This window comes from Paraburkholderia sp., assembly GCF_026225065.1.
GTDB lineage: Bacteria > Pseudomonadota > Gammaproteobacteria > Burkholderiales > Burkholderiaceae > Paraburkholderia.
Genome location: NZ_JAMFSB010000174.1, coordinates 33,418 through 45,595 on the forward strand (window position 1 = coordinate 33,418; position 12,178 = coordinate 45,595).

Below are 12,178 nucleotides of genomic sequence, written 5' to 3' on the forward strand. Positions count from 1 at the left end.
GTCACGCCTCCCGGAATATGCGGGCGCGTCGAAAACATATGGCCAACATGCTGGCGAGAGCATCTCTGGATTAGGAGTGCTAAGAAAACAGATTTCTTATGGCCACTATTCCGGAGAGCTCCTTGCCGGCTGTTTGCCTTACTTTCCTTGCGGGTTGTCGAGTTCCGGGATACCACTCTGACGGTCAGCGTAGGCGGCCTTGAAGGTCGGGCGTTGTTGCCAGCGCTTCCAGTACGCGTCCAGGAATTCGAAACGCTCGTCGAGCGGGGTGGCGTTGACCGGGAACTTGGAGAACGCGATTGCGGTTGCCAGCGTGATGTCCGCGAAGGTAGGCTCGTCACCGTCGAGCAGCCATGCGCGGCCGTCCGACAGGTGCGTGTTGACCAGTGCCGCATGGGCCAGCGCTTCCTTGCGGCTGTGCTCGCCCCACGCCTCGTTCTTCGTCAGTTCAAGCTTGAACCCTAGACCGGTGTGCAGCACGTGGAAAGCCGTGACGATTCGATACAGGATGTGTACCCAGATGCGGTTGTCCCACATGTTGTCGAGGCCCTGTTCCAGCGGGGTCTCGCCCATAATCTTCCGGCCCGGGAAAGTCTGGTCGAGATAGCGAACCACGGCAGCTGTCTCGGAAATGAAGCTGCCGTCGGCCAGCTGGAGTGTCGGGGTCTCGCCCCACGGATTCATCTTCAGATGACGCCAGCCACGCTGCTCGCCAACCGGCGTCATGTCGTAGACGGTCTCCTCGAACAGCTCGGCGATGCCTTTCTCGTACATGAACAGCCGCAGGCGCTGCGGGTTAGGGAAAGCTGAGGGCGAAGTGAAAAGTTGAAGTTTGGACGACATGGTGCGGCTCCTAAGGGTTTAAGGGGGATTCATCACTACCGAGGCAGGCTACCTGCCACTTGGTAGCCTGCCTCGGTACAAAAAAAACACCTCGCGTTATCCGGGTGTTCTCAACCAAGTGAGGCTACCTGCCACTTGGTAGGATTCACTTTATGGGATAGAATTGCCTCTGTCAACACCATTTTTTTAAAAAGAGGTAGTGCCGGTGAAAACTGAAGGCGGTTCAAATTCGAGGGAGAACATTCTCGCTGCCGCGACAAAGGTCGCGGGGGCGCACGGGTACGGCGGGCTGAATTTCCGTGACATCGCGGCAGAAGTCGGCATCAAGGCTGCCAGCATCTACCATCACTTCCCCACCAAGGCGGACCTGGGCGCCGAAGTGGCTAAACGCTATGGGGAGCAATTTGCGGCCATGCTGGACGCGCGGTTGTCTGCCACAGCCGACCCGATTCTCTGCTTGCGCGAATACCCTGATACTTTCCGGACCGCGCTGCAGAACGACAATCGAATGTGTCTATGCAGCTTCATGGCAGCTGAGTATGACGACCTGCCGGATACGGTGAAGAAGGAAGTTCAGATGTTCTCCGATGTCAACATCAACTGGCTGGCGAAAGTGCTCACCGCCGCCGGCGTGGTGAATCCGGAGGAGAGCGACGGCCGGGCGCGTGCCATTTACGCCGCCATTGCTGGCGCGCAGCTCATGGCGAGGAGCCGCTCTGACATTGCCGCCTACGATTCGCTGGTCGAGAACTATCGCAAAGCCGGTCTTCTTCCGAGCTAGTGGTCTGCTTCGCCCTGCGCGCCAGGCTACGAATCCGAACGCTTGTGCAATATCGCATTTATGCCACTGCAGATTACAAGACGTGGCCTTGGAATTTCAGACACTTGGGGTACTAAGTGATTGCCACTCTTTGACAAGCTCAAAGTTATTGCGAAACCACGGTCCCCGAAACACCCCCAAACCCATCCGGTGAACACGGCTGGCTAACTCGCCCATCAACCAGAAGTGACGGATTGCAACGAACGCCATGATGGCCTCGAAATCGGCTGATGGAATCGGCGCAACACTGCGATAGCCGTTCACGAAATGGCCCCACTTGGTCTCGACTTCTTCATCCGGCTTTTCAAGCTGCCGACCTAGCAAGTTGTTCCAGAGATAAACTGCCAGGTCATAGGCCAGGTAGCCAGGGCCACCATCGTCGAAGTCGAAAAATGATGCCACTCGCGCGCCTTTTGGCCCATCGCTCATATGTGTGTTCCATCCGTGGCAATCGCCGTTGCAAGCGACGGACGTGAGGCCATTGAGTGTTGCTAGCTGCCTCATGGTTTTCCTGATTCAGTAAAGCCAGAACAAGGACAGCGTGGCGCTCCATTTGAAGCTGAATGACTTGCTTTCGTCTCACCGCGCCGCAAGTAATAAACTCATCGGGATAGAGGACGCCTCCGAAGAGGAACTGAAAGCGCTTGCTGTCGCTTATCTCCGTCTATCAACCAAAGTACTAGCCCTGGACGCAGCGCCGACGCCCAACACACCGCGTGGTCGCGCATAGCGAGATTCAAAGAGGCTGACAGTCGAGCGGATGCGGCAGAGTTCTTTCGCTTCGCATTCAAGCGAGCAGGTCGCTAATGCCTGAAGTCCGCACCGCTCAACTTTATTAGTTCCCCGGGTGCTCTCAGCATCTTGCGCTCGACTGCGGCCGTAATGCGATTACGGCCGTCTATTATGGCTTTCATCAGACGGGCGTCATCAGCGCCGGCCGGCACCCAAAAATGTTCTTCCAGTGCATTGCGCAGGATGGAACAAGGGACGTCGAGGCCTCGGACATGTGCAACAAACGCGACGAGTTTTCCGTCTGGAGAAATAGAGACTTCCAGGGCGAGAGCGCTTTCCATATGTGTCAACGTTAGAGGAGCCCAGTCATAGCAATACTAGAGACCCACCGCCGTAATTGGCCTCTCTCAAGTAGCTGATGTTTAAAACGATTATAGATTCCATCGCGAGTATTCAAGCATATCGAAAGTGCGGAGTCGCACATGCGAAATGTCCTCCGCCACAAAAGCAAACCTGTCACGCCGCCAATTTCGGAATCAGTCCAGTTCGCATTCCGTCATACGCCTCGGCGTTCACGTCGGAACCTGGACTCGGCCATGCTCGGCGCTCGGGGCGCCGGTATGCGGAAGTTCGCCACGAATCGCTGCCCAGTTACCCCAGAGCTCGAACAAACTCAGCTTTTCTCAGAATTTTTGTTCGTGACGGCCGTAGACGATTTTGTCCCCGCCTGCTGTGTGCGACGCTTCGCGGTTCGACCGCCTTCGCCCGAGGCCGGCTTCGCTTCGTCGCCTGCACTCAACTTTTTTCTCCGCGTTGACGGCGCTTTTGACGACGGCGACTGAACCGCGTCGGAGGGCAATTTCCCGGACTGCTGGGTAACAAGGGAAGGTCGTTTCTCCTGCGTCAGGAACGCACCGGCCGCATTGGCCTGGTCAGCCGGCGCAGTAACTCGCGCCTCTTCCTTGAGCAACGCTTGTGCCTTCCCCCAGTATTCGTCAGCATGCCCTTCTGGTCGCCCATCTGCTTCCCAGAGGTAGTACGCTCGTAGATGGATGTTGGCATCCGACCTTGAAGTTTCCATGATGGCAATTCCGATTGGTTGAGCCGCCGCATAGTGCGGCAGCACCCGAGAGGCTTAATTCGCCTGGATATTCGACGCCTGCTTGCCCTTCGGACCTTGCTTGACCTCAAAGGTCACTTTCTGGTTTTCCTGCAACGACTTGAAGCCGCTGTTCTGAATTTCCGAAAAATGCGCGAAGAGGTCCTCACCGCCGCCGTCGGGCGTGATGAAGCCAAATCCCTTGGCATCGTTAAACCATTTCACAGTGCCTGTCGCCATATATTCCTCTGCTTCGAAAAAAAGCGGGCCAATTGCCCGCGGTTGATAAATCATGTGGCGCTTGCCGCCGTAATTCTCAGGGCACCTGTCGCAAGGCGGCCTGCAGCGTGATTTGCGTTTGCGACGCCAAGCAGGTTGGCAACCAGACCCAAAGCGTCGTTCACACCTGCCTCAGGTAATTGCGCAAAATCGCGGAGGGCGGCGAGAAGTGCGGTCCATGGGGCGAGCCATCTCGTCTTGTGGATGCATACACCACATGCATCGGAAATCCGCAAATCGCAGGTATCGGGATAGTAGGTGAAGGTGACGGGTGTGCCATCAATTACGCACGTGCTCGTGCAAGGTCTCGAACTCAGCATTTTCTCTGTCTTGGTAAACCCGCAATCGGGCCGTAGGTGTGGTCGTTCGGCATCGGTCAAACGCCAGTCGTCTAAGCACACGGCGTGCCCGAGCCGCCAAAGGATGCATATGGCCAAGGCGCGAACGTGGTCCGCGCCCTTCGGCGCAGCCTAATCCAACCCGCGCGTGGAATTGTTTGGTTCCAAATCGGCAAGACGCCAGTCCACAATTCCGTGAGCATGCGGGCGTTCGATATCCTGAAAAATGTAACTTCTCCAGTGCCCGATTGGTCGAAACGGCTCGCTAAACTTTGCGACGTGCGCTCGGCTAAGTCCTGACGCTTTGCCCTTTTGCGGGCGAACTCAGTTGGCCGCCCACCCACGGCGGAAAGGCGCAGACTAGAAACCGAAGGACGCTGCCGCTCATTCGCACAAGCACAGTGAACGGCACAGCACCGAAACGCGCGCCAGTGGGCGGACTAGGACGTTCTCGAGTATTTACGATGAGCACACGCCGCGACATTATTGTGATTGGCGCTTCGACAGGTGGACTCGAGGCCTTGCGCCATATTTCAAGCTCACTGTCCTGCGACTTGCCTGCGTCGATACTGGTGGTCTTGCATACCTCTCCACAAAGCCCTCGGCTACTTGCCGGTATCCTCCAAAACTACACGTCGCTCGGCGTTGAGTATGGCGGCCATGGTGGCCAAATTAAGACTGGGTGCATGTACATAGCCCCTCCTGACCGGCACATGGTCATCGTCTGCCCCAGCCTGCTCGGATTGGACTCCGGCCCCAAGGTTCACTACGCTCGACCTGCTGTTGACCGGCTATTCGAGTCTGCGGCCCGGCATTATGGGCCGCGCACCATTGGCGTGGTACTGACTGGCGGAAACTGCGACGGCACCGAAGGACTGAGAAGAATCAAAGAGGCGGGCGGCCTGTGCATTGTTCAGCATCCAGCGGGCGCCCGAAAACCCGATATGCCGATGAGTGCTCTCCGCGGTGCCAGTCCCGACTTTTGTGTCTCTCTTGAAGAGCTAGGCCCCCTACTGACGAGGCTGGTGGAAAGCAACGGCTCGTGAGGTAGTTCCCGGCAGAGAATGACTAATGCGCGCCCAGACAGCTAACGCGAGCATCAACATCTTTCGATGAGCATGCCGGCCGACTGTGCTCGGGTACCGTTTAGGGAAGGGTTTGGCGTTTGCACGACGTGGCCGTTCCGGTTCGCTATAGAACGGGCATCCTTGCCCAAGTGGACTTGGTACCTAACCATGAATGTCTATCCACGCTCGCGCCCAGGCGGGGCCAGCCTGCTGCGCCTCGTCCTCGGTATCCAAATAGCCCAGCACCCCGGATGCTTCAACGAGCTTGTTGTTTTGCGTAATGGTCCCGCTTGCCGCATAGCGCTCCGGCAGAAGAATAGCTCCGCAATGTCGGCGCCGACCACTCCGTCGGGGGTGCAAGTGCTAACGGCAATGAGTACGTTGTTGCCATTGGAAGTGGATGCACTGCGCCACTCCATCTCGGGCGAGTTGCTTACCAAGATGGGCTGGAGTGTGGACGCGAAGACTGGGCGAGTATCGAAAGATGGGCATGCTATCTTCAGAGCTGGGTTTGCCACTGCTATCAAGAAGGTCTTGAATGCAGTCTAGGTTGTCGTGGCCCGAATGCCGGTTTGACGCTGAGCAAGAACCTAGAGCGGAAGGCGGTCGAGACCAACAGGGGATAACTGGAAGGGGCCCACACTTTCGTGGGAAGGCTTCCGTTTATGCCGCGAGAGGTTCTTGACGGACCGAGGCGATTGACGTCCGTGGCTGCAGGGGGGTATTTGAACCCCGCCCCCCCGGGCTGCCCACACATCCAGTATGGGGTTGGCGCGGCGGAGCCCCTGATTCGTTGACCAAGAAAAAAACCGTTCACATTCGCGAACGGGTTCAGAAATATTATGCCGAGATGTTACGCATAACATTTCAAGAGTGGCGGATTTACCTGCTCACAGAAAAATAGTATGCACTCTTCCCCGAACAGCCAAAGGGAGGCCCGGTACTTTACGTACGCTGACGCTTAAGCCAGCATCGCGCGCAGCATCCACGCGGTCTTTTCGTGCGTCTGCATGCGTTGCGTCAGCAGGTCGGCGGTCGGTTCGTCGTGGGCGGCTTCAGTTGCCGGGAAGATTCCGCGCGCGGTGCGCACCACGGCTTCCTGGCCTTCCACCAGTTGACGGATCATCTCTTCCGCTGCCGGCACGCCGTCCGCTTCAGGAATCGACGACAGCTTCGCGAACTCCTTGTAGCTGCCCGGCGCATGCACGCCCAGAGCACGGATCCGCTCAGCAATCAGATCGACAGCCAGCGCCAGTTCGTTGTACTGCGTCTCGAACATCAGATGCAGCGTGTTGAACATCGGACCCGTGACGTTCCAGTGGAAGTTGTGCGTCTTCAGGTACAGCGTGTACGTGTCCGCCAGCAGATGGGACAGGCCGTCTGCGATCTTCTTGCGATCCTTGTCGCTGATGCCGATATTGATGTGTTGTATGGTTTCTTTTTTGGCCATGACGACTCCTGTAAAGAGTGATACGAAACAGCAGGCAGAGCATGGTGCGCTGATACAATGATGCGCAAACCATGAATCTGCGAACGTCCGCCAGTTTATCGTACAACGGTGCAGACCCTATGCCCCTCGCTCACGCTACTTTGCGTAATTGTGGGCTTCGACCTTCCACAGATAATCATCGACCGCGCGCGAAATCTCCGTGAACAGATCGGAGGTCGACGGGTCTCCAGCGTCACCCGACTCCTTGATCGCTGCAACGGTTTTCTGCCCGAATTGCGCAAGCGCAGCCGAGAGTTGGCGAACGTGGTCGGTGCCATCCGTCAGTTCCAGCGGATACGACTCGAGCTGCGTTTTATCGGCCACGTGTTTGACCCGGCCGTCCGCCGCGCCACCGAGTGCGACCAGCCGCTCGGCGCTCAAATCGGCCCACTCGATAGCGGCGGTATGAACCTCGTCAAACAGCAGATGCAGCGCGATGAAATTCGGACCCTTCACGTTCCAGTGCGCCTGCTTCGCCTGCCGTTGCACGTCAATCGCGGTGACGAGAGACTGACCAAGCAGATCAACAGACTTGCGCCGAATCGCTTCGGGCAACGTATTGCGGGTGGGATGAAGTGACATGACAACCTCCATAAGAAAAATTCGGGAGTAAATCCACGTGCACGCAACAGCGCTCCACCGGTCGGTCCTAGTGACCCGACAAATGTTGCAGCGCGTGCGATGCGATCAATGCGTAACCGCTGGTCAGAATGGCGAGGCCGACCAGCTTGCGCGAGAAGTCGCCGCCAAAGACGATCCGTGCGTCACGTGCGATCCGTGCGCTGCCGATGCTTAACATATGAACCATGCTCGTTCTCCTTCGACTTCGAGCTGGCAAGACGTCGATGCGTCCGCCGTGACTATCGGATAAGGCTCAGGCGGTTCTGACTTGACCGCCTGAGCCCGCTGTACCTGCCGGCCCCATTGACCGGAGAGGTGGTACGTCGGGTGATGCCTACTTCGCTTGCTGATTGAGCGTCGCTTACTTCGCTTTCTCATTAAGCGTCGCCAACGCGGCGATCACCCCTCCTGCGTATGCCGGGTCGATCCGACAGAAATGCTCGAGTTGCCGCGCGAGGATCTCCTGCGGCACGCTGTTGATATGGCGTGCGATGTTGCCGAAGAAGCGCTCGCGTTGCGACGCGTCGAACAGGCGGAACAGCGCAGCCGGCTGGCTGTAGTAGTCCTCGTCTTCACGATGGTCGTAACGGTCCACGGCGCCTGCAGCGAGCGGCGGCTCCGACGCATTGCGATCCTGCGCAAAATCGCCGAAGCGGTTCGGCTCGTAGTTCGCCGTGCTACCGAGATTGCCGTCAGTGCGCATCCCCCCATCGCGATGGAACGAATGCTGACGCTGCACACGCGATGCGTTCACCGGGATCTGGTGATGATTGATCCCGAGGCGGTAACGCTGTGTATCGCCGTACGAAAACAGACGCCCCTGCAAAAGACGATCTGGCGAGAAGCCGATGCCCGGCACCACGTTGGCCGGCGTGAAGGCCGCCTGCTCGACATCGGCAAAGTAGTTCTGCGCGTTGCGGTTCAGCTCGATCGTGCCGACGTCGATCAGCGGGTAATCCTTGTACGGCCACACCTTGGTGATATCGAACGGGTTGTAGCGATACGTCACCGCATCGGCTTCCGGCATCACCTGAATGCAGAAGCGCCACTTCGGGAAGTTGCCGTTATCGATGTTGTCGATCAGATCGCGCTGTGCGCTTTCACGGTCTTGCGCAACAACTTGCGCTGCTTGCGCGTCGGTGTAGTTCTCGATACCTTGCATCGACTTGAAGTGGAACTTCACCCAGAAGCGCTCGTCGTTCGCGTTGATGAACGAGAACGTGTGCGAACCGAAGCCGTGCATCTGACGGTAGTTCTGCGGAATGCCACGATCGCTCATCAGGATCGTCACCTGATGCAGCGATTCCGGATGACGCGACCAGAAGTCCCACGCGGCCACATTGCTGCGCATGTTCGTGTACGGATCGCGCTTTTGCGTGTGGATGAAGTCCGGAAACTTGAGCGGATCGCGGATGAAGAACACCGGCGTGTTGTTGCCGACAATGTCCCAGTTGCCCTCTTCCGTGTAGAACTTGATCGAGAAGCCACGCACATCGCGTTCGGCGTCAGCTGCGCCGCGCTCGCCTGCCACCGTCGAAAAACGCATGAAGAGCGGGGTTTCCTTGCCGACTTGCGCAAACACCTTTGCCTTCGTGAAGCGCGAGATGTCGTGCGTAACTTTCAGCGTACCGAAGGCGCCCGAGCCCTTGGCATGCACACGGCGCTCAGGAATCACTTCGCGGTCGAAGTGCGCGAGCTTTTCGAGCAGCCAAACGTCTTGCAGCACCACGGGGCCACGGGCGCCGGCTGTCATCGAATTCTGGTTGTCGGCGACGGGTGCGCCGGCTGCGGAGGTAAGTTTGCTTTCGGACATCGTGTATTCCTGATGAGAGTTTTTGCGCTGCTGGAGATGGGGTCTTGGACCGCACGCCGTGTTTTCGCGGCGTAACTCGCCCAACCGGGCGACGTCTTAAGCGCTCAGCGCGCGGTCGACCAGCAACGAGAGCGCAACGGTGCGCACGCTATTCGCCGAGACGGCGAACCGGCTCGCCGGTGTGGCGCTTTGGGTGGAAACTTGCTGGGGCTGCTGCGGTTGAGGCTGCGTCATGATTTCCTCCATATCGGGTTGGTCGCGATCGGAATCAGGCGACCCATGGAGGAAACTATATAGATGCTATCGAGAAGTGATATTTGATTAATTTTATCTATTCGATAGGGGCCAACGCTATCGGCCTTTATTGCGGGCGAGGCCAGCGGCGCACTTGATGACGCTGGGCCTGCCTTTAGACGCTCAACTCACCGCGACGGGCAATTCGAGCTTGTTCACACCGGCCAGATCGCAGGCGTTGATGGCGTCGCAGACCGCGTCGATTGCGGGCATGCGAGTGAAGCTCTTGCGCCATGCCAACACGACCCGGCGATCCGGCACCGGCTCGTCGAAGGCCACATAGCTGAGCAGGCCGGAATCGATGCCGCCCGCGTGCGGCTTCACTTCCTGCACCGACATACGCGGCAGCACAGTGATGCCAACGCCGCTCGCCACCATATGGCGAATCGTCTCGAGCGACGAACCTTCGAAAGTCTTCTGGATGCCGTCCGCGTTCTGCGAGAAGCGCATCAACTCGGGGCAGACGGCCAGCACGTGATCGCGGAAGCAGTGGCCGCTGCCGAGCAGCAGCATGGTTTCCTGCTTGAGATCGTCCGGGTCGATCTTCTTGCGGTTCTCCCAGGCATGGCCGGACGGCAGCGCGACGACGAACGGCTCGTCGTAGAGCGGGCGCAGCATCAGGCCGGTTTCGGGGAACGGCAGCGCCATGATCGCGACGTCGATCTCGCCCTGCTTGAGCAGTTCGATCAGCTTGAGCGTGTAGTTCTCTTGCAGCATCAAAGGCATTTGCGGAACGCGCTTGATCATCTGCTTGACCAGCGTGGGCAGCAGGTACGGTCCGATCGTGTAGATGACGCCGAGGCGCAACGGCCCGACCAGCGGATCCTTGCCCTGCTTGGCAATTTCCTTGATAGCGAGCGTCTGTTCGAGCACGCGTTGCGCCTGAGTGACGATCTGCTCGCCGATCGGCGTCACGCTCACTTCGCTCGTGCCACGCTCGAAAATCTGCACATTCAGTTCGTCTTCGAGCTTCTTGATCGCTACCGACAGCGTCGGCTGGCTGACGAAACACGCCTCTGCCGCGCGGCCGAAGTGCCGCTCGCGGGCAACCGCGACGATGTATTTCAATTCAGTGAGCGTCATTGGGGACCAATCAGTGCGATGAATTCGATAGGTTTCAGTTATACACCTATGGGGCCAATTCGCCAACCTCCCCCAGGCACAGGGAATGCACGGAAACGTTACCGACCGTAACGCCGCGCTGCTCAAAACCCGCAAATGCGCTCTGGGTCAGGCTTTCAGGTACTGTTCCCGCGCCCCGAGCCAGCGCGCGAGGTGCTGCGTGACCACGTCCGGATACTTTTCCAGCAGATGGGCCGCCGCTTCGCGAGCCGGCTCGATCAGCCAGCCGTCCTGCTCCAGATCGGCAAAGCGCAGCATCGCCGCGCCCGACTGGCGTGCGCCGAGAAACTCGCCGGGACCGCGGATTTCGAGATCCCGGCGGGCGATCTCGAAGCCGTCGGTCGTCTCGCGCATGGTTTGCAAGCGAGCGCGGGCGGTGATCGACAGCGGTCCGGTGTAAAGCAGCACGCAGACAGACGCCGCGCTGCCGCGCCCGACCCGGCCGCGCAACTGGTGCAATTGCGCCAGCCCGAAGCGCTCGGCGTGCTCGATCACCATCAGCGACGCGTTCGGCACATCCACACCCACTTCGATCACGGTCGTCGCGACCAGCAGTTGCACCTCGTTACGGGTGAAGGCGTCCATCACCGCGGCTTTCTCCGCCGGAGCAAGCCGGCCATGCACGAGGCCGACGTTCAGCTCCGGCAGCGTGGCGACCAGCGTCTCGTAAGTTTCCACGGCAGTCTGCAACTGCAGCGTTTCGCTCTCTTCGATCAGCGGACAGACCCAGTAGACCTGGCGCCCAGTCAGCGCCGCCTCACGCACCCGGCCAATCACCTCTTCGCGGCGCGCGTCGGAAATGAGCTTCGTGAGAATCGGGGTACGGCCGGGCGGGAGCTCGTCGATGGTCGAGACGTCGAGGTCCGCGTAATACGTCATGGCGAGCGTGCGCGGGATCGGCGTGGCGGACATCATCAACTGATGCGGCTGGAAATCGCGCGCGCCGTCCGCCGCGTGCTGCGCCTTGGCGCGCAGCGCGAGACGTTGCGCGACACCGAAGCGATGCTGTTCGTCGACGATCACGAGGCCAAGCCGCGCGAACTCCACCGCATCCTGGATGATCGCGTGCGTGCCGATCACCAGTTGCGCGGTGCCGAGCGCCGCGGCCTCGATGGCAGCGCGCTTCTCCTTGGTCTTTAGGCTGCCGGCTAACCACGCCACGCTGACGCCGAGCGGCTCAAGCCAGCCGCGCAGCTTGCGCGCGTGCTGTTCGGCGAGGATTTCGGTCGGCGCCATCAAGGCGGCCTGATAGCCGGCGTCGATGGCCTGCGCGGCGGCGAGCGCGGCAACGACGGTCTTGCCGCTGCCCACGTCGCCCTGCAGCAGACGTTGCATCGGATGTGGCTGGGTCAGATCCAGCGCGATTTCTCCGCCCACGCGCTGCTGGGCGCCGGTCAGCGAGAACGGCAGCGCTTTCAGGAGACGCGCCACCAGCGAGGCCGGATCGTCCGCGGTTCGCCGTGGCATGCCCGGCGCCGCGCGGGTGCGGCGCTCATCGTGCGCACGCTTCAAGGACATCTGCTGGGCGAGCAGTTCCTCGAACTTGATGCGCACCCACGCCGGATGTGTGCCGTCCATCAGGGCGGTTTCGTCTGAATCGACACCCGGGTGATGCAGCATGCGCACCGCCTGCATCAGCGGCGGCACGCCAAGGGGGTCCA

The 12,178-nt window shown here is 59.4% G+C and carries 14 protein-coding genes and 2 pseudogenes; 4 read left to right on the forward strand and 12 right to left on the reverse strand.

Features of this window, described 5'->3' with window-relative positions; all coding sequences use genetic code 11:
* Positions 1–138 precede the first annotated feature (138 nt).
* On the reverse strand, positions 139–843 hold the full coding sequence (locus M0954_RS12895) for a glutathione S-transferase C-terminal domain-containing protein (RefSeq protein ID WP_297353614.1): 705 nt from the start codon (positions 841–843) through the stop codon (positions 139–141).
* 205 nt (positions 844–1,048) lie between these two features.
* On the opposite strand from M0954_RS12895, the gene M0954_RS12900 reads away from it, so the two are divergent.
* On the forward strand, positions 1,049–1,624 hold the full coding sequence (locus M0954_RS12900; protein WP_297353616.1) for a TetR/AcrR family transcriptional regulator: 576 nt from the start codon (positions 1,049–1,051) through the stop codon (positions 1,622–1,624).
* A 96-nt stretch (positions 1,625–1,720) separates the two neighbouring features.
* On the opposite strand, the gene M0954_RS12905 is transcribed toward M0954_RS12900, so the two are convergent.
* Positions 1,721–2,167 (reverse strand): phosphotransferase, encoded by a 447-nt coding sequence (locus M0954_RS12905; protein ID WP_297353618.1) that lies wholly within the window; start codon positions 2,165–2,167, stop codon positions 1,721–1,723.
* Between M0954_RS12905 and M0954_RS12910 the strand changes: the two are divergent.
* Positions 2,148–2,393 (forward strand): annotated as a pseudogene (locus tag M0954_RS12910) (low affinity iron permease family protein); the annotation flags it as partial. The gene M0954_RS12905 and the pseudogene M0954_RS12910 overlap by 20 nt on opposite strands.
* A 73-nt stretch (positions 2,394–2,466) precedes the next feature.
* On the opposite strand, the gene M0954_RS12915 reads toward M0954_RS12910, so the two are convergent.
* The 3 genes from M0954_RS12915 to M0954_RS12925 all read right to left on the reverse strand — a co-directional run bounded on the left by M0954_RS12915 (position 2,467) and on the right by M0954_RS12925 (position 3,734).
* On the reverse strand, positions 2,467–2,736 hold the full coding sequence (locus M0954_RS12915; RefSeq protein ID WP_297353619.1) for a DUF1488 family protein: 270 nt from the start codon (positions 2,734–2,736) through the stop codon (positions 2,467–2,469).
* A 332-nt stretch (positions 2,737–3,068) separates the two neighbouring features.
* A complete protein-coding gene (locus M0954_RS12920; RefSeq protein WP_297353620.1) occupies positions 3,069–3,476 on the reverse strand; it encodes a DUF2934 domain-containing protein in 408 nt (135 codons plus the stop codon).
* Between the two features lie 54 nt (positions 3,477–3,530).
* A complete protein-coding gene (locus M0954_RS12925; protein ID WP_297353629.1) occupies positions 3,531–3,734 on the reverse strand; it encodes a cold-shock protein in 204 nt (67 codons plus the stop codon).
* Between the two features lie 841 nt (positions 3,735–4,575).
* Between M0954_RS12925 and M0954_RS30345 the strand changes: the two genes are divergently transcribed.
* Positions 4,576–5,157 (forward strand): chemotaxis protein CheB, encoded by a 582-nt coding sequence (locus tag M0954_RS30345; protein ID WP_367279513.1) that lies wholly within the window; start codon positions 4,576–4,578, stop codon positions 5,155–5,157.
* A gap of 291 nt (positions 5,158–5,448) precedes the next feature.
* Positions 5,449–5,727, forward strand: a pseudogene (gene gmtX / locus M0954_RS30350) (gamma-mobile-trio protein GmtX); the annotation flags it as partial.
* 412 nt (positions 5,728–6,139) lie between these two features.
* On the opposite strand, the gene M0954_RS12930 reads toward gmtX, so the two are convergent.
* The 7 genes from M0954_RS12930 to recG form a co-directional block, all read right to left on the reverse strand.
* A complete protein-coding gene (locus M0954_RS12930; protein ID WP_297353621.1) occupies positions 6,140–6,628 on the reverse strand; it encodes a Dps family protein in 489 nt (162 codons plus the stop codon).
* 135 nt (positions 6,629–6,763) lie between these two features.
* Positions 6,764–7,249, reverse strand: a complete 486-nt coding sequence (gene dps, locus M0954_RS12935; protein ID WP_297353622.1) for a DNA starvation/stationary phase protection protein Dps — start codon at positions 7,247–7,249, stop codon at positions 6,764–6,766.
* A gap of 67 nt (positions 7,250–7,316) precedes the next feature.
* Positions 7,317–7,475, reverse strand: coding sequence for a hypothetical protein (locus M0954_RS12940; protein ID WP_297353623.1), 159 nt, complete (start codon positions 7,473–7,475; stop codon positions 7,317–7,319).
* Positions 7,476–7,649: 174 nt separating this feature from the next.
* A complete protein-coding gene (locus M0954_RS12945; protein ID WP_297353624.1) occupies positions 7,650–9,101 on the reverse strand; it encodes a catalase in 1,452 nt (483 codons plus the stop codon).
* A gap of 96 nt (positions 9,102–9,197) precedes the next feature.
* A complete protein-coding gene (locus M0954_RS12950; protein ID WP_297353625.1) occupies positions 9,198–9,335 on the reverse strand; it encodes a hypothetical protein in 138 nt (45 codons plus the stop codon).
* Between the two features lie 183 nt (positions 9,336–9,518).
* Positions 9,519–10,478, reverse strand: coding sequence for a hydrogen peroxide-inducible genes activator (locus tag M0954_RS12955; protein WP_297353626.1), 960 nt, complete (start codon positions 10,476–10,478; stop codon positions 9,519–9,521).
* 147 nt (positions 10,479–10,625) lie between these two features.
* A partial coding sequence (gene recG, locus M0954_RS12960) for an ATP-dependent DNA helicase RecG (RefSeq protein WP_297353627.1) occupies positions 10,626–12,178 on the reverse strand: 1,553 nt, incomplete at its 5' end.